Below are 17,240 nucleotides of genomic sequence, written 5' to 3' on the forward strand. Positions count from 1 at the left end.
CTTATGAGACTATTCAAACCACTCTTAACTGTTTTAGCACTTGCCTTTGCCCTTATCTTTATCACTGCTTGTAGCTCAGGTGGAAACGCTGGTTCATCCTCTGGAAAAACAACTGCCAAAGCTCGCACTATCGATGAAATCAAAAAAAAGCGGTGAACTGCGAATCGCCGTGTTTGGAGATAAAAAACCGTTTGGCTACGTTGACAATGATGGTTCTTACCAAGGCTACGATATTGAACTAGGGAACCAACTAGCTAAAGACCTTGGTGTCAAGGTTAAATACATTTCAGTCGATGCTGCCAACCGTGCGGAATACTTGATTTCAAACAAGGTAGATATTACTCTTGCTAACTTTACAGTAACTGACGAACGTAAGAAACAAGTTGATTTTGCCCTTCCATATATGAAAGTTTCTCTGGGTGTCGTATCACCTAAGACTGGTCTCATTACAGACGTCAAACAACTTGAAGGTAAAACCTTAATTGTCACAAAAGGAACGACTGCTGAGACTTATTTTGAAAAGAATCATCCAGAAATCAAACTCCAAAAATACGACCAATACAGTGACTCTTACCAAGCTCTTCTTGACGGACGTGGAGATGCCTTTTCAACTGACAATACGGAAGTTCTAGCTTGGGCGCTTGAAAATAAAGGATTTGAAGTAGGAATTACTTCCCTCGGTGATCCCGATACCATTGCGGCAGCAGTTCAAAAAGGCAACCAAGAATTGCTAGACTTCATCAATAAAGATATTGAAAAATTAGGCAAGGAAAACTTCTTCCACAAGGCCTATGAAAAAACACTTCACCCAACCTACGGTGACGCTGCTAAAGCAGATGACCTGGTTGTTGAAGGTGGAAAAGTTGATTAGTCATTAACTCTTAAAAGGAACTGGATTTTAAGATCCAATCCCTTTTTAAGATTTCACCTATAACATCCTGAGTCTATCTAAGATGTTCAATCTGAACACAGTGTACATACTTTATCTTCTATTGCATATACTTTATCACATAAGATACGAATATCCTCTTCACTATGACTAGCAATCAAAATTGTTGTCCCTTTTTCACTAGAGAGCTTTCTAAACAATGTTCTCATATTTTCTACACTTGATTTATCCAAGGCATTCATAGGTTCATCTAGTAAAAGAATAGAGGGATTCTCCATAATTGCTTGAGCAATCCCTAGCTTTTTCCTCATACCTAGCGAATAAGTTTTAACTTTCTGGTCTTTTTGCTCATATAGACCAACTATTTTCAGTGTATCATTGATTTCCTGATTACCAACTACTCCTCGTATGCTTGCCAAATATTGTAAATTCTTAAAGCCACTATAATAATTTATAAAACCAGGTTCTTCAATCAAAGCTCCCAAATTAGCTGGAATTTTTCTCTCAGGAACAATATTTTCCCCATTGATTAACACTTCTCCATAAGACGGACTATATAAACCAGCTATTAATTTAAACAATACACTTTTCCCTGAGCCATTCGCACCAGTAATTCCTATAATTTCCCCCTGTTTACAACTAAAGTTAAGGTTTTGAAAAACACATGTTTTTTTTAATTCCAACTGAATATTTTTTAATGTAATTATTTCATTCATTCTATAAACCTCCTCTTTTGACGAGTGAAATAGAAAATGCTTTTAAAAAGAAAGACTAAAAATAGCAACTGAAGAAATAAATCTCGTCCTATATCTCCATTCCCTCGATTTAAAATATAAAATAGATAATTAGTTCGATTTCCTACAAATAGACCACCAAACACAATCATGAGTAAAAAGAAGCTAACACAAGAAAAGTTCATTTGCTCATTCGCTCCTAGTGCGTATAACATAAAGCAAAACAAGACTAACACACAAGCATTCAAAGAATCAACTATAAACAAAACTCCTATATCCCAGTTTGGTAACTGTAACATAAATTGAATCACTAGAACTTTTACCATGATTAAAATGAGTCCATAAAGAAAACAGGTCCAAATCTGATACCTAATCCAGAGCTTAATAGAAGAAAATCGAATCACTTCCATAAAGAAATCGGATGCTCTTCTACGATATACAACTGCTAGAAAAAATGTATGAATAATAAACCAATGAAGCAACCATATAGATAAGACTAAAAAAGAGTTTTGACTCAGATTAGGCCCTTTTAAAATTTCTATAACAAGTCTATCATTTCCTTCTAACCAATACCATAATCCTAAACAAATCAATATCCAAAAAAGAACATAACCCCAAAAGTACTTGGTATAGATTATCTGATTCAACCTCCACATGTGACTACTTAACTTTCCCATTTCCAACTTTTACACTCTCCTCCAGTTTCTATGAACAGAAAATACAGTCAATGGAATTATGATAGATAGTAATGTAAGCCAATAAATCAATGCATACGGATTGGAATTTACCATATACTGAAAAATTGGCAATAATCCAATTATCCCATTGTCCAACTGATAAATCCAGAATAAGGATTCTACAAATAAAAAAGTAAACAGAAATACTAAGCTCATGTTTGATTTTTTAAACCAAGAAAAACTGCTAATAGTAAGTAAGGATAAAAAGAAATAGTATGCTATATAAGAGAAAAAAAATCCTATAAAAAAACTAGCATTGTTTGCAATACTTATACCATAAAATTCTCTTAAAAAATCAACCTCCTTTATCTCCAAAGAGAAGCTAAAACCATTACTAAATGCAATCAGAAAAATCAATAAAAATAAAGTCGCCGTCCAAATCCCCGTACTAAGAGCTGCTAATTTGAAACTAAAACTGGTAAAGTGCTTAATTGATTTCAGACGAATACGACACTCCAACCTATTAAAATAGTTATTCATCAAATAAAAAAAGAATAATATATATGTGAACGGAAAGCAATATACTCCAGTCGTCATATCTTGAAGTAAAACTAAGATCCATTCTAATACATTTGGATGGATTGAATATTGGCGACAGCGCAATAAATATACTGTACTAGATAAAACACAGGATAGCAGTAATATAAAATAAACCAATACTGCTAAGAAATCTTTTTTATAAAATTGAACAAATTGTTTCATTATACATAGTCCTCTGAATGTAGAAAAAATGTACCATAAACAACCAAACAACTAACAAATAAAATAAAAGCAAGATGCCCACTAACTAAGGAAAGACTGATATCTTTCTGATATCCCAAAGCTAGCGTTGTCACAGGTTCTAAGTAAGATAGCCCTAAAATAGCCCATAAAATACCACCAACCATCATATAGGCAACTGGGATGAAAATAGCTCCTAATTTTTTCTTCACTAGCAAAGCACTAGCTAGTCCAAAAATAGAGAACACAGCGCCCCAAACTCCATACCAGAGAGTCGTCACAAGACTATAGAGAAACTGATTGGAATCAAATAATTCTTTTAAGGCACCACTATAATCTCCAATATAAATTTCCTGATAAGGAGTCACTAAAAGATTAATTCCTAATAATAATAAATAGGGGAGAAAAAAGACTAGAAAAGAAGAAATAATTGCAGTACTACCTACAATAGCTAGATACCTCTTTTTAGAAATTCGGCACAATTGTGCTGTTAGAAAATGACTCTCAGCATCCTCTATTATCTGACTAGAATAGGGCAGTGTACAGATAAGTGCAGCTACTAGGCTAATCGGTGAAAATCCTCGAATAGAAGAAGCGGCAAAAAAAATCGATAAACCTTCAATTTTATAAATACCATTGAAAGCAAGGAAATTTCCTAAACTCATGCAAAGAAGGGTCAAAAATAAAGACATATAAAACCGAGGTGATTGAACGACTCGTACAAGATTACAAATGAAAAATTCCATCCTTACTCCTCCTTATAATAAAAATAGGGTGTAGCATTCTTTTTTCATGCTACACCCACAATCAACCATCTTTAAGGCTTACTCTGACAAGTAAGTTAATAAGAATCTGGACTCCAAGAACCTGAAGTATGAATTCTTACATAATTTCCAAATTGTGGCGCCATAGCTAATCTAGTACCAGAACCAATATAATTGTCACCACCTCCATTATAGTACATGACAATCCTAGAGCCAGACCCCAATGAATATACCGGGGTAATATCTGACCCACTATAGGCGCTACGAATAGAGGTATTTAACCTTTTACCGCCACCAGTGCTGTCACTATTATTAATTCCAGCAGAGGCGTTTTCTTTCTCAAGCTCACTAGTTGTATCCGAACCCCAACGCGGCAACGTTAAATCATAATTTCCAATCTGTCTAGCTAAAACTGTAGGGAGAAACAAACTAGATGCAATTGTAACTACGCAAAAAAGGAATATATTTTTCTTCTTTTCATGACATCGTCCTCTTAAGAAGTGATAAACAAGATAGTTGATTGATCAATTTGATACATATTACATTTTCATTATATCAATAAAAGAAAGCGTTGTCAATTATTTTATTTAAAATATTGTCATATTTTAAATAAAATGGTAAAAGAGACTCGGTAGCCTCGTCTCTCTTTATCTTACTGACCTAACCTTCTTGCCAATTTTCTTGGTCTTCTTTAAAGCGTTTTAGAAGATCAAGGCCCTCTGGCGTGATGTAACCTTCTTCTTGGGCTAGATGGATAAGCTCGCTATAGTTTGAAAGCGTCACAAGTTTAACACCAGCATCTGCAAAGTTCTTATCTGCTTTTGGCAATTGGTAGCTGAAAATCGCTACAACTCCAAGTACATCTGCTCCTTCTCGCTTGGCTGCTGCTACAGCTTCAAGAACTGAACCACCCGTTGAAATAAGGTCTTCAACCACTACCATTTTTTGACCTTGAGCTACGCGACCTTCGATTTGATTACCAGCTCCGTGGTCTTTTGGTTTGCTACGGATGTAGGCAAAAGGCAAGTCCATCTTATCAGCAATAATGGCTCCGTGTGGAATCCCTGCTGTTGCAGTTCCTGCAATCACTTCTACTTCAGGAAAGGCTTCTTTGATAGCTTCCACAAAACCATTTTCAATTAGGGTACGAGTTTCTGGATAGGCTAGTGTCACACGATTATCAGTGTAAATCGGTGACTTGATACCAGATGCCCAAGTGAAGGGTTCCTCTGGTTTGAGGTAAACGGCTTGGATTTTCAAGAGGTGGCTAGCGATATCTTTAGCAAGTGTCATGGTATTCTCCTTTTATTTTTCTAATCTAGTTCTTTAATTCCAGTCCTGTGTCCATTCATCCTTGATGGCATGATAAGCTGCAACAGGATCCTCAGCTTGGGTAATGGGACGTCCCACTACGATATAGTCACTGCCGATTTGATAGGCATCAGCAGGTGTCATGACTCGTTTTTGATCTCCAACTGCAACACCAGCTGGACGAATCCCTGGTGTCAGACAGATAAAATCTGGATTGGTAGCCTGCTTGATGACTTGTACTTCCTGAGCCGAGCAAACAACACCATCCAAGCCAGCTTCAGCTGTCTTCTTGGCATAGTGAATCACAGACTCTTGCAGACTGGTTTGGATATTTTGAAACTCCTGCATCTGAGCTTCTGACGTTGATGTGAGCTGCGTTACAGCGATCAATTTGGCTTGACTCCCAAGACCTTCACGCGCCGCCTTCATCATCTCTACACCACCAGCCGCATGGACATTAGTCATATCGACACCAAGCTGAGACAAGACCTTCATGGCTGACTTGACTGTATTAGGAATGTCATGAAGTTTGAGATCCAAAAAGACACTATGACCCAAACCTTTTAAGTAGGACACAATCTCAGGCCCCGCTGCGTAATAAAGCTCCATCCCTACCTTGAGATAAAGGCTTTCTTCTGCTGGGAAAAGAGCTAAAAATTCCTTGACCGCCTCAAAACTAGGAAAATCAAGAGCAATGATTGGACGATGTTCTCGCATAGGTTTCTCCTTTTACCTTTACTAGTGAGAGAGTCTGGCCAACAGAAGCCACGAAAAAAGGAACCTGCCAACAGCAAGGTTCCACGAAAAATGGGTAGTCTCCACCCTTTCACCGTCTAACCTTAGCTGCCTCTCTGGACTGCTTTAAAGGTTTTCTATTATTCTATTATTTCTACTAGCACTTGTCAAGTAAAAACATGGTCACTAAAGAACTATAAGAGAAAAGGTAAACCTAGCGACGCGATGAGCGCTGGGTCGTTTGATTTCGATTGCTCTCTTCCTCTTGTTTTTTCTGTTCTTCTTCCTGTTTTTTCTCGGCTTCCTTGGCCTCTTGTTTGGCTTTTTCCTCAGCCTCCATAATTAATTTATCCGCCACAGTGTAACTGTAAATTCCAGCTTCCATGTCGACCACACTCGGTTCTGACAATTGTGGCTTAATCTTACTGTAATATGGCAGTTTCTTACTCATTTCAGATAGAGGAACCAAGACTTCGTCCGAATCATTCATGGTCAATCGAATTAAATCGGATGTCACCTTGCTTGGGGCTAATTCCACCTTTTGGATAGCCGCCTTGAGTTCTGGGCTAATTTGAGCAAGTTCTGAGACAAAAACCTTGATTTGTTCACTATCATTAAAGAGAACTGATAAATAAGTTTCTGGTAAACTGTTCAGACTCACAGAACTAGTCTCAAGCTGACCACTGGAAAGAATAGGATAATGATTTTCACCAGAAATATAGTAGGCCACAATATCATATTCCTTGACCTTAATAGTGAACTTAGTTGGAAATTGATAGACAAGTTGAGCTGATTCAACCCAATAGTTAGACTTAATCTGCTTTTCATATTTTGCCTTGTCTAGCAGAAGGTTAATCGTATAATCCGAATCCTGAATGCCTGAAGCCTGTCGAATATCATCAGCTGTAGTTTGCACCGTTCCCTCAACACGAATATCTTTCATGGTCGCATAAGGACTGAGCAAGTAGGCAGAGACAATCAATAAAAGCAGACTTGGAAATAAAATCGTGAAGGCTCGCAAGATATGGATACCAGGAATCTTTGCTTTGGCTGGTTTTTCCTTTGTAGCCTTTTTAGAAAGCTTTTTATCCTGTTCCTCCTTCTCTTTAGACTCTGGTTCTTCTTTCTCTTCTTTCTCTTTGTCAGCCTCTGAGGATGCTACTTTTTCTTCAGACTCTTCCTTAGCTGATTCTGAATCTTCCTGGTCTGTTTCACTCTCCTGGTCCTGTTTGTCCTCTGACTTCTCAGATTCTTCTCCCATTCGAGCTTGTCTTTCCTTTTCCTTCTCCTCAGCTAGAGCCGCCTCTTCTTCAGCCTTCTTTTTTAGATATTCTTGGTTTCGTTTCTGCCATTCTGATAACTCTTTCAATTCTTCGAGGATTTCTTTGTCCTCATTTTTCTTATCTTTTGACATTTACTTTCCTTATGATAAATCTTTTTTCAACAATTGATAAAAATCTGCTAGAGATTTCAATTCCTTAGAAGCCTTCATCTTAGCTTGGTAATCTTCCTTGTGACTTAGTAAGTGAGAAAGCTTCTCTTCCAAACTATCCAAGGTCAAATCGCTTTCTTGAAGGTCTTCTGCATAGCCTTTTTTTACAAAGTAAGCTGCATTTTCAAGCTGGTCACCACGACTAGCTTCACGACCAAGCGGCACAATGACATGCAATTTTGCTATCGCCAAGAGCTCAAAAATCGTATTGGCACCACCTCGTGTCACAACAATATCAGCCAATTCCATCAAGGGTTGATAGAGATCGGTCACATAGTCAACACGAAAAAGATTTTGGCTCAACTCATTCAGGCTAGAATCTCCAGTTAGATTGATAATATTGTAGCGCTCTGTTAGTTCTTTCTTATGGTCTGTCACCAATTGGTTAAAGACACGAGCACCTGCAGAACCGCCAACAAACAATACAGTCGGCAATTTATGATTAAAGTGGCTTTGAATATCCACCAATTCATCTGGTTCTGGATTTTTTTGATCTGAAACCTTGGTCACTGCTCCCACATGCTCAACCTTAGACAAACTCGAAGCTTGCTCAAAGGTTGAATACATCTTAGTCGCAAATTTATAGGCGATTTTATTGGCCAAGCCCATAGACAGGTCAGATTCGTGAATAAAGACAGGCACTCCTGACACACGCGCAGCGATAACAGGCGGTACTGAGACAAAGCCCCCCTTTGAAAAAAGGGTCTGTGGACGAAGTCGCAACATGATAAAGAGCGATTGGACGATTCCCCAGCAAACTTTGAAGACGTCCAGCATATTTTGCCAAGAGAAATAGCGACGCAATTTTCCAGTCGCAATAGAATGGAAGGTGACATCCAAACCTGACTTAAGGATTTCTTGGTGTTCGATACCACGCTTGTCCCCGATATAGTGGACTTCCCAACCATCTTCGATGAACTTGGGCATTAACAAAAGATTGAGGGTAACGTGTCCAACCGTCCCCCCACCTGTAAAGACAATTTTTTTCATATTATTCTTTTAACTCCGCTACTGTGTCGATAAAGAGGTCGCCACGTACTTCAAAGTTAGCATACATATCCCAGCTGGCATTGGCAGGACTAAGAAGAACCACATCTCCTTGAGTCGCAAGCTCATAGGCCTTGCGGGTCGCATCTGCAATATCTGTCGCCTCCACATAAGCGACACCAGCCTTGTCTGCTGCCCGTTTGACACGTTCTGCAGATTGACCCAGGATGACCATCTTCTTGAGTCCAGTAATGTCTGGCACCAATTCGTCAAACTCATTGCCACGGTCCAAACCACCTGCAATCAAGACGACCTTGCTGTTATCAAATCCTGACAAGGCTTTTTGAGTAGCCAAGATATTAGTTGATTTACTGTCGTTATAGAATTTAACACCCTTGATGTCATCCACAAACTGGAGACGGTGTTTGACACCACCGAAGGCTGAAAGAGTTTCCTTGATGGTTTGATTGTCCACACCACGAAGCTTGGCTACAGCAATAGTCGCAAGGGCATTTTCCACATTGTGGCTACCTGGAACACCGATTTCATTCGCTGCCATGACTACTTCACCACGGAAGTAGAGTTGACCATCTTCCAGATAAGCTCCATCAACCTTTTCAAGTGTTGAAAATGGTACAACAGTGGCTTCTGTCTTGGAAGTCAAGTCTTTTGCCAAGTCTTGATTAAAGTTCAAGACAAGGAAATCAGCTGCTGTCATCTTGTTCTGGATATTCCACTTGGCTGCTACATATTCCGAAAATGACCCATGGTAGTCGATATGAGTTGGCATGAGGTTGGTAATAACCGCAATCTCTGGATGGAATTCTTGAACACCCATGAGTTGGAAAGAAGAAAGTTCCATAACAAGCGTGTCCTTATCTGATGCTATTTGAGCAACCTGACTAGCTGGATAGCCGATATTCCCTGATAAAAGACCATGTTGCCCAGCAGCAGTCAAAACTTCCCCAATCATAGTCGTTGTGGTTGTCTTACCGTTCGATCCTGTGATACCAATAATCGGTGCTTCTGAAATCAAATAAGCCAATTCCACCTCAGTCAAGACTGGAATTCCCTTGGCCAAAGCCTTTTCAATCATGGGATTGTTGTAGGGGATACCTGGATTTTTCACCATAAGGGCAAACTCTTCATCCAAGAGTTCCAAAGGATGGCCACCTGTAATGACCTTGATCCCTTCTTCCAGCAAACTTTGGGCAGCTGGATTGTCCTCGAAAGGTTTCCCATCATTTACTGTCACAATGGCACCTAGCTTGTCCAACAAACGAGCTGCAGATTCACCAGACTTGGCCAAACCTAAAACAAGGACTTTCTTATTTTTAAATTGATCTATTACTTTCATGTCTCGAACTCCATTTCTACTCCTACTATTTTACCATTTTTATGGAAATAAAAAAGCCACAAAGTGTGTTTGTGACTCTTTCTTCTAACTGAATCTTACCATATCATCTATGTGATAAATCGGTAACTCGAATGACCTGATCCACTTGTTCCCAAATCAGAGGATTGTGGGTCGCAATAATAATGGTCCGATTCGGATTTTTTAAAGATTCTAGGATGGAAAGTAATTCCTCAGAGTTTTTGGGGTCTAAGGAAGTGGTTGGTTCATCTGCGAGGATCAAAGGTGGATCCTTTAAAATTATCTTCGCTAATGCAACACGTTGTGCTTCTCCTCCTGATAACTCAAATATAGGTTGCTTCAAATCCAAATAAGAGAGGTTTACACAGTTTAGAGCTTGTTTCATCAAAGAGATTTTCTCTTTTTCCTTCAACTTTTTACCAACTAAACCCAGATTGAGATTCTCTTTGACGGTTTGGCTTTCAATTAAGCCAAAATCTTGAAATAAGTATCCCAAGTAATCTCTAAAGAAAACAGAAGGCTTGATGTCCTTAAGAGAAGTACCATCATAGATGATTTGTCCTTTGTCATATGGCTCTAATCGTCCAATCATATTCAAGAATGTTGTCTTACCACAGCCACTTGTACCGATTAAGGCATAAATTTTCCCACCTTCAAAATGAAGATTTGTATCTGAAAATAGCTGACGGCTTCCAAATTTTTTAGATATATTCTTTAGTTCAATCATCCTATTTTCCTTTCATAATTGTCATAGAAACACGAGATTCTTTCTGCGCTTGACGGTAAAGCGTCAGAACTGCACTAGCTAGAAAGACTAATAAAGTGAGCAAGCCAATCACCAAGTCTCGACTGCTTAAAATAAAGAGACTAGCACCAAATACAAAACTGGCAAATTGACTAACCATATACTGAGCATGTGTTTCAAAAAATCGTAAACCTGAAATTCGTTTAATCAAAATATCTCGGCGGAATTGCTCGAAATATAGAAGATTGACAGAATAAAATAGTAACAAGGAACTAGCTATCCCCACAATAGCTCCTAAGATTAAAGTTGCTGTTTCAGTTTGAACTTCATTATAACGAGTTAGATAAACACTTCTTCCTTCTTTAAGATAGGATACTTGCTCATAAATTCCAGCTTTCTTCAAGAGTTCTAGCCCACTCTCATATCCTTTGATAAAGAGTTGTTTTCCAGCATTGATAGACCAACTAGATAAGGATATAAAACTATCACCTGTAGAAGTCGGCGTGAATACCACTAAAATCGGATCAGTCAAATACTGAGTAGATACGGGATTCTCACCGTTATTATAAACAAACCGCTTTTCTCCCATTGAAAGATAACTAACGTGCGCTTTCATCTCATAATCCAAAGGAGCACTTGCCTCCTCACCAGATTTTCCATAATAACTCAATCTTTCTTCAAAAACTTTCTTAAGTTCTGCTTCTCGAGAGCGCAAATGTTCTGGGAGCAAGAGGATAAACTCACCTTTTTGGAGATGGGCTAACTTCTGTTTGGTCTCAGCATCTACCACGACCTTTTCCTTGTCCAAATAACTGGGACTAACATAGAGCGTATTAGCATCTGGACTATAGGTATCCAGTGTCTCTCCCTGTTCATTTTTTCCTTGTGGATTGGCAAAATGGAGCAGATTATCCTTTACATAAAGAGCTTGTTCTTCTTCGATTGCTTCCTTGGCAAAGGCATACCACTTGCTCTGATTTTCTGTATCTTTTCCTCTATCACCTAAGCCAAAAGAAATTTGATAATAGTCTGCTCTATCCTGCCATGCTTGTTTTGAAATTTCAAGTTCTTTCAATCGTTGGTAAGACATCAAACCTGTCTTAACAGCGTAGCCTACTGTAAAGACAGCAACCAACTGACACAATAGGGTTAAAATCATCAGGCGTTTAAGGGGTAATCTCCCCTTAATAACGGGAACTAATGCTTTGTAACTCAAACTCATTAGATAAAGAAGCATTAGTAAAATTGAAATCGCCAATAAAAACAACAGATAGAAACTAATCCCAAAACCATAGGTGGCTAACAAGATAGGATAAAACAAACCTTGACTAAAAAGAACGACTCCCCCACCTAGGAAGGAAAGGAGGGCTGATAGAAGGAGCCATTTGATATCAGTAGATAAAGAATGCCCCATGATGGATAAGAGAGTCTGACCAGAAAAGAGTTTTATACCTGCTGCTCTCATTTCCTTAATCCGAGTGATAATCACTAAAGCAAAGAAAGATAAGCCAAATATTGCTAAACTAATTAAAATAAGGGGATTTAGTAATATTCGAAAAGCAAGAAAATAGGGCGGTATCTTTCGGTCAGCACTTGCTTTATAACCCAAATCTCCTAATTTATCGGCAAGCTTTTCTTTCGTCAAGGAGCCTGACAAAAGGAGATAACTATTTAGCGGATCACTACGTTCACGACTTTCTTGGCTAGCTTCTTGGAATTCTTTTGGTAAAGTTCCCTGACCATAAGTTGCATAAGTAAAGTGAGTCGTCCCATCCTTACTCGGCTCTACAATTCTTCTAGCTATTAAACTCTGTTCTGAGTTTGCAAAATTCTCCAATTCCTGTTCAAATACCTCACGCGTCGGTTCCTGAGTATCTTTTTTGACACGAAGTAAAGAAACGGAATCATAGCTTGCATATAAATATTGTGGCGCACGTAAGACAATAATCCAAGCAAGGAAGAAGCTGAGAAAAAAAGTTGATAATAATATGAATAGTTTCTTCATAGTAGACTCCTTGTAAACAAAATTCCCCCTGTAATTTCTTACAAGGGGAACGATTTAAATCAATGAACGATTAGTCATAATCACAGTAAAATGCTACTTGTTCTCCCCATTTAGTCCAAATCCATGCATAGGAGGTTTTTCCAGCAGAAGCTTCTCCTTTATCTGAATGACTATTCCATCTACTTACAAGAGAAGAATAATGATATTTTTTACCATGATAGTAATTTGAAAAAGCCCAACCACCTCCTGAACCTTCTCCATACGTCCATACTCCTCCATCTGGATATTGTACAGCAGCTGATGCAGCTCCCAATAATGTAAAACTTGAAATAAGAGCTAGAGCAAGTAATCTATGTTTTTTCGTTTTCATTTTATTTTTTCTTTCAAAAAAAGCACACCTTGAGCAACAATGCAACAAAATAAACCCTCCTCTCTCTTTTGTTGAAACCGCTTTCTTATGTGATAAAAATATCATTTTTATTATTTGTTGTCAAAGAAAAAATCGAATTTTTTAGATATTTTACTACATTGCCTCTATGAATAATATTATATAGTAGTTTTATTTTAAAATAATATGCAACCAGTACTAACCAAATATAAAATAGATGCCATTAACGAATTTTATTCAAGTTTTTCCCATTCATACTATCCAAGCAAAAGAGATGATGTTATAGTACAAAACAATTCAAACTATTGTAAAATTCCTAGCAAAAAAGAGAGCCAAAACTCTCTTTTTTATCTTCTTTTACTTTTTTTGACTGGCATGAGTGTAATGTCTCTAACACTAAAGTAAGCTAGGATCAACATGGCTATTGCTAGGAATATTTCTGTTGGTAATTGAAAAATTTTCAGAAAAGATAGAACCAATAAAATCAAGAGTGCCACTAAAATACATACCATAGCGACGATATTGACTGTCCCTTTAATGCTTTCTGGTGTCGCAAATACATAGAGTAGGAGCAGTAAAATTCCTAGGACTAAATAGACCATCTTTCTCTCTTTCTAGCTCTTATTCAGCTGATTTTTTCTTCTTGTTAGCTTTCTCACGCTCTGCTTTGTTAAGGATTTGTTTACGCAAACGGATAGACTCAGGCGTTACTTCCATGTACTCATCGTCGTTCAAGAACTCAAGAGACTCTTCAAGTGTCAAGATACGAGGCGTCTTGATAACAGCTGTTTGGTCCTTAGTAGCTGAACGAACGTTGGTCATTTGTTTTGCCTTCGTGATGTTAACTGTCAAGTCATTTTCACGAGAGTTTTCACCGATGATCATTCCTTCATAAACCTCAGTACCTGGGTTGACAAAGATCGTACCACGTTCTTCGATAGACATGATTGAGTAAGTTGTAGCCTTACCAGCATCGATAGAAACAAGGGCACCACGGTGACGTCCACCAATTTCCCCTGGAATCAATGGCAAGTATTGGTCGAAGGTATGGTTCATGATACCGTAACCACGAGTCATTGACAAGAACTCAGTTGAGTATCCAATCAAACCACGCGCTGGAACAAGGAAGACCAAACGAGTTTGACCATTACCAGTTGAAATCATATCCAACATTTCACCTTTACGTTCAGAAAGGCTTTGGATAACAGACCCTTGGTATTCTTCTGGAGTGTCGATTTGTACACGTTCAAATGGTTCACATTTAACACCGTCGATTTCTTTTACGATAACTTCTGGACGAGATACTTGAAGTTCATAGCCCTCACGACGCATTGTTTCGATAAGGATTGACAAGTGCAATTCTCCACGTCCTGAAACAGTCCATTTATCTGGTGAATCAGTTGGGTCAACACGAAGGGAAACGTCTGTTTGCAATTCTGCCTGCAAGCGTTCTTCCACCTTACGAGAAGTTACCCATTTACCTTCTTTACCAGCAAATGGTGAGTTGTTGACCAAGAAAGTCATTTGAAGAGTTGGCTCATCGATGTGTAGGATTGGAAGAGCTTCTACTGCATCTGTCGGAGTGATGGTTTCACCGACAAAGATGTCTTCCATACCTGAAACGGCAATCAAGTCACCCGCTTTGGCTTCTTGGATTTCACGACGTTCCAAACCAAAGAAACCGAAGAGTTTTGTAACACGGAAGTTTTTAGTTGTACCGTCAAGTTTAGAAAGGGTAACTTGGTCCCCAACCTTAACTGTACCACGGAAGACACGACCGATACCGATACGTCCAACGAAGTCATTGTAGTCCAAAAGTGACACTTGGAACTGCAAAGGCTCATCTGAGTTATCTACTGGAGCTGGGATATGGTCGATAATCGTGTCAAAGATTGGTGCCATAGTCGCTTCTTGGTCAGCTGGATCATCTGACAATGAAGAAGTTCCGTTGATCGCTGAAGCATAAACCACTGGGAAATCAAGCTGGTCGTCATCTGCACCAAGCTCGATGAAAAGTTCCAAGACTTCATCCACTACTTCTGCTGGACGAGCTGATGGCTTATCGATTTTGTTAACAACCACGATTGGGACAAGGTCTTGTTCCAAGGCTTTTTTCAATACGAAACGAGTTTGTGGCATGGTTCCTTCATAGGCATCTACGACCAAGACAACACCGTCAACCATTTTCATGATACGCTCAACTTCTCCACCAAAGTCCGCGTGTCCTGGTGTGTCCATAATGTTGATACGAGTTCCGTTGTAAGCAACGGCAGTGTTTTTAGCAAGGATGGTAATCCCACGCTCTTTTTCGATATCGTTTGAGTCCATAGCACGCTCTGCCAATTCAGTACGTGCATCAAGCGTTTCTGATTGTTTCAATAATTCGTCAACCAGGGTTGTTTTACCGTGGTCAACGTGGGCGATAATCGCAATGTTACGGATATCTTCTCTTAATTTTGTCATGATTTCCTCTATAATATTCAAAATTTATTTTCTAACTGAACGATTATACCATAATTTCAAATAAATAACATAACTCAAGCAAGTGTAAATGTTTTCACTCCGCTTTTCTTTTCACGTCAAGCCTTTTCAAAGCAAGCGACTTATGATAAGATAGGCACAGTATGCGTTTAGATAATTTATTAGCCCAAGAAAAAGTTAGCCGAAAGGCCATGAAGCAAGCACTCCTCAGAGGGGAAATTCTAGTCGATGGTTGCCCAGCCCGCTCCCTAGCTCAAAATATCGATACAGGACTACAAGAACTCCTTTTTCAGGATCGAATCATTCAAGGCTATGAACACACCTATCTTATGCTTCATAAACCTGCTGGTGTCGTTACAGCCAACAAAGACAAGGAACTTCCGACCGTCATGGACTTGCTTCCATCTGACATCCAGTCTGACAAGCTCTATGCCGTCGGCCGACTGGACCGAGATACAACAGGACTCCTTCTCTTGACCGATAACGGTCCCTTGGGCTTCCAACTCCTCCATCCCCAATATCATGTCGATAAGACTTATCAAGTTGAGGTTAATGGACTTCTAACACCTGACCATATCCAAACCTTTCAAAAAGGAATTGTCTTTTTAGATGGCACTATCTGTAAACCTGCAAGACTAGAGATTCTATCAGCAAGTCCTTCCCTCAGTCAAGCCTCTATCACCATTTCAGAAGGAAAATTTCATCAAATCAAGAAAATGTTCCTCTCGGTTGGTGTTAAGGTGACTAACCTCAAGAGAATCCAATTTGGGGACTTCACATTGAACCCAGATTTAGCAGAAGGTAACTACCACCCTTTGAACCAAAAAGAGTTACAAATCATTAAAAACTATTTAGAGATGAGTCGATAAAACAAAAAAAGCTTTAAAACTAAAGCTTTTTTCTTTTATTTACCGAAAAATTAAGGCGATTGCTACAATCCAGTTAACTACAGAAATCACAATTCCTAAGATATTAAGAATCTTTTCTATTTTATAGTCTAATTGTGACTCTTTTTGGTATGAAATAGCCAAGACCAATCCTATGATACCCAAAATCAGGCCTACAATTGGAAATAACAAACCAAGAATAATCGACAAGATACCCACAAAAAGTGGATTTTTCTTCTTTTCTTTCATGTTCTAAGAACTCTTTAAATTTTATACAAATTAATTATACTATAAAACAATAGCTTCATTCTATCATTCGACTAATTTGGAAATAAGGTTAGCTAGTCTTCACTTTCCCTTTCCAAGAATCCAAGCCATAAGAAAGGATATAAATCTCAGAAAAACCTTGTTTTTTCAAGTAAAGAGCTGCATTTGTAACTCGTTGCGCACGTTGGTTTTCGTAGAGAAGGACAGGTTTATCTTTACGAAGGGCTGCAAGACTAGTTTTCAACTGACTTGAAGGAATATTGCGTGCACCAAGGATATGTTTTCTGTGGAATTCTGCTGGGTCGCGCAAATCAATCAATTGACCCGTACGAATCAAGGCTTCAAACTCCTCATTGTCCACAATTTTAGCCGCACGGCGAATACGAAGATAGTTAAAGCCCATCCACGCCAACATTGCTAGTATAAGTGCCCACAAAATCCAAGTAACCATTAGTTCTTTTCTCCATTTTTCTCAATATAATCCAATTCTACCTTGTGCTCTCTGCGAAGAACTGCTTCTGCCTCTAGATAGTCTAATTTATCCATCAACCCTGCATCGTAAATCCGAGATAGTTCCAACTTCATCAGTTCAATATCATATAAGCGTTTTCCCATGTAAACAATAATACCAAATCGTTTGAGGAATTGCTGCACATCATAGAATGTTTTCATAAGACTCATTCTAGCAAAATTTTGTGTTTTTTTCAAGAAGAGACTCACACA

The 17,240-nt window shown here is 38.6% G+C and carries 19 protein-coding genes and 1 pseudogene; 2 read left to right on the forward strand and 18 right to left on the reverse strand.

What is annotated here, in order from left to right; genetic code table 11:
* Positions 1 to 3 precede the first annotated feature (3 nt).
* A pseudogene (locus tag AT689_RS10250) lies at positions 4 to 871 on the forward strand (cysteine ABC transporter substrate-binding protein).
* An 86-nt stretch (positions 872 to 957) separates the two neighbouring features.
* On the opposite strand, the gene AT689_RS10255 reads toward AT689_RS10250, so the two are convergent.
* From AT689_RS10255 to typA, 15 genes are all read right to left on the reverse strand, one after another.
* Complete coding sequence (locus AT689_RS10255) at positions 958 to 1,605, reverse strand: ATP-binding cassette domain-containing protein (protein WP_001002573.1); 648 nt, start codon at positions 1,603 to 1,605, stop codon at positions 958 to 960.
* Positions 1,602 to 2,300, reverse strand: a complete 699-nt coding sequence (locus AT689_RS10260) for a hypothetical protein (RefSeq protein ID WP_174222587.1) — start codon at positions 2,298 to 2,300, stop codon at positions 1,602 to 1,604. The genes AT689_RS10255 and AT689_RS10260 overlap by 4 nt, the downstream gene beginning before the upstream one ends.
* Positions 2,301 to 2,309: 9 nt before the next feature.
* Positions 2,310 to 3,062 (reverse strand): hypothetical protein, encoded by a 753-nt coding sequence (locus AT689_RS10265; RefSeq protein ID WP_000808913.1) that lies wholly within the window; start codon positions 3,060 to 3,062, stop codon positions 2,310 to 2,312.
* Positions 3,062 to 3,826 (reverse strand): hypothetical protein, encoded by a 765-nt coding sequence (locus tag AT689_RS10270; RefSeq protein ID WP_000394075.1) that lies wholly within the window; start codon positions 3,824 to 3,826, stop codon positions 3,062 to 3,064. The genes AT689_RS10265 and AT689_RS10270 overlap by 1 nt, the downstream gene beginning before the upstream one ends.
* A gap of 95 nt (positions 3,827 to 3,921) precedes the next feature.
* Positions 3,922 to 4,044 carry a hypothetical protein gene (locus AT689_RS13560; RefSeq protein WP_007517595.1) on the reverse strand — a complete coding sequence of 41 codons (123 nt, stop codon included), beginning with the start codon at positions 4,042 to 4,044 and terminating at the stop codon, positions 3,922 to 3,924.
* A gap of 460 nt (positions 4,045 to 4,504) precedes the next feature.
* Complete coding sequence (gene pyrE, locus AT689_RS10280; RefSeq protein ID WP_000170915.1) at positions 4,505 to 5,137, reverse strand: orotate phosphoribosyltransferase; 633 nt, start codon at positions 5,135 to 5,137, stop codon at positions 4,505 to 4,507.
* A 33-nt stretch (positions 5,138 to 5,170) separates the two neighbouring features.
* Complete coding sequence (pyrF, locus tag AT689_RS10285; RefSeq protein WP_001206717.1) at positions 5,171 to 5,872, reverse strand: orotidine-5'-phosphate decarboxylase; 702 nt, start codon at positions 5,870 to 5,872, stop codon at positions 5,171 to 5,173.
* 232 nt (positions 5,873 to 6,104) lie between these two features.
* On the reverse strand, positions 6,105 to 7,304 hold the full coding sequence (gene divIB / locus AT689_RS10290; RefSeq protein WP_000031137.1) for a cell division protein DivIB: 1,200 nt from the start codon (positions 7,302 to 7,304) through the stop codon (positions 6,105 to 6,107).
* A 9-nt stretch (positions 7,305 to 7,313) separates the two neighbouring features.
* Positions 7,314 to 8,372 (reverse strand): UDP-N-acetylglucosamine--N-acetylmuramyl-(pentapeptide) pyrophosphoryl-undecaprenol N-acetylglucosamine transferase, encoded by a 1,059-nt coding sequence (locus AT689_RS10295; protein ID WP_000724816.1) that lies wholly within the window; start codon positions 8,370 to 8,372, stop codon positions 7,314 to 7,316.
* A gap of 1 nt (position 8,373) precedes the next feature.
* Complete coding sequence (gene murD / locus AT689_RS10300) at positions 8,374 to 9,726, reverse strand: UDP-N-acetylmuramoyl-L-alanine--D-glutamate ligase (RefSeq protein ID WP_000863038.1); 1,353 nt, start codon at positions 9,724 to 9,726, stop codon at positions 8,374 to 8,376.
* Positions 9,727 to 9,829: 103 nt separating this feature from the next.
* Positions 9,830 to 10,471, reverse strand: coding sequence for an ABC transporter ATP-binding protein (locus AT689_RS10305; protein ID WP_000571276.1), 642 nt, complete (start codon positions 10,469 to 10,471; stop codon positions 9,830 to 9,832).
* Between the two features lies 1 nt (position 10,472).
* On the reverse strand, positions 10,473 to 12,494 hold the full coding sequence (locus tag AT689_RS10310; RefSeq protein ID WP_000732435.1) for a bacteriocin-associated integral membrane family protein: 2,022 nt from the start codon (positions 12,492 to 12,494) through the stop codon (positions 10,473 to 10,475).
* A 70-nt stretch (positions 12,495 to 12,564) separates the two neighbouring features.
* The gene (locus AT689_RS10315; RefSeq protein ID WP_000850389.1) at positions 12,565 to 12,864 is read right to left on the reverse strand and encodes a lactococcin 972 family bacteriocin; all 300 of its coding nucleotides are present in this window, start codon (positions 12,862 to 12,864) and stop codon (positions 12,565 to 12,567) included.
* 365 nt (positions 12,865 to 13,229) lie between these two features.
* The gene (locus AT689_RS10320) at positions 13,230 to 13,484 is read right to left on the reverse strand and encodes a DUF3165 family protein (RefSeq protein WP_000262800.1); all 255 of its coding nucleotides are present in this window, start codon (positions 13,482 to 13,484) and stop codon (positions 13,230 to 13,232) included.
* Between the two features lie 19 nt (positions 13,485 to 13,503).
* On the reverse strand, positions 13,504 to 15,345 hold the full coding sequence (gene typA / locus AT689_RS10325; RefSeq protein WP_000164111.1) for a translational GTPase TypA: 1,842 nt from the start codon (positions 15,343 to 15,345) through the stop codon (positions 13,504 to 13,506).
* A 161-nt stretch (positions 15,346 to 15,506) separates the two neighbouring features.
* Here typA and AT689_RS10330 point away from each other — a divergent pair, with 161 nt between their 5' ends.
* Complete coding sequence (locus AT689_RS10330; protein ID WP_001235039.1) at positions 15,507 to 16,232, forward strand: 16S rRNA pseudouridine(516) synthase; 726 nt, start codon at positions 15,507 to 15,509, stop codon at positions 16,230 to 16,232.
* A gap of 39 nt (positions 16,233 to 16,271) precedes the next feature.
* Here AT689_RS10330 and AT689_RS10335 read toward each other — a convergent pair whose 3' ends face one another.
* The 3 genes from AT689_RS10335 to AT689_RS10345 all read right to left on the reverse strand — a co-directional run bounded on the left by AT689_RS10335 (position 16,272) and on the right by AT689_RS10345 (position 17,237).
* A complete protein-coding gene (locus AT689_RS10335; RefSeq protein ID WP_000660078.1) occupies positions 16,272 to 16,499 on the reverse strand; it encodes a hypothetical protein in 228 nt (75 codons plus the stop codon).
* Positions 16,500 to 16,587: 88 nt separating this feature from the next.
* The gene (locus AT689_RS10340) at positions 16,588 to 16,968 is read right to left on the reverse strand and encodes a rhodanese-like domain-containing protein (RefSeq protein WP_000259256.1); all 381 of its coding nucleotides are present in this window, start codon (positions 16,966 to 16,968) and stop codon (positions 16,588 to 16,590) included.
* A complete protein-coding gene (locus AT689_RS10345; protein WP_000051787.1) occupies positions 16,968 to 17,237 on the reverse strand; it encodes a YqgQ family protein in 270 nt (89 codons plus the stop codon). Before AT689_RS10345 ends, AT689_RS10340 begins: the two co-directional genes overlap by 1 nt.
* Positions 17,238 to 17,240 lie beyond the last annotated feature (3 nt).

The organism is Streptococcus pneumoniae (assembly GCF_001457635.1).
In the GTDB taxonomy this organism is placed as follows: Bacteria; Bacillota; Bacilli; order Lactobacillales; family Streptococcaceae; genus Streptococcus; species Streptococcus pneumoniae.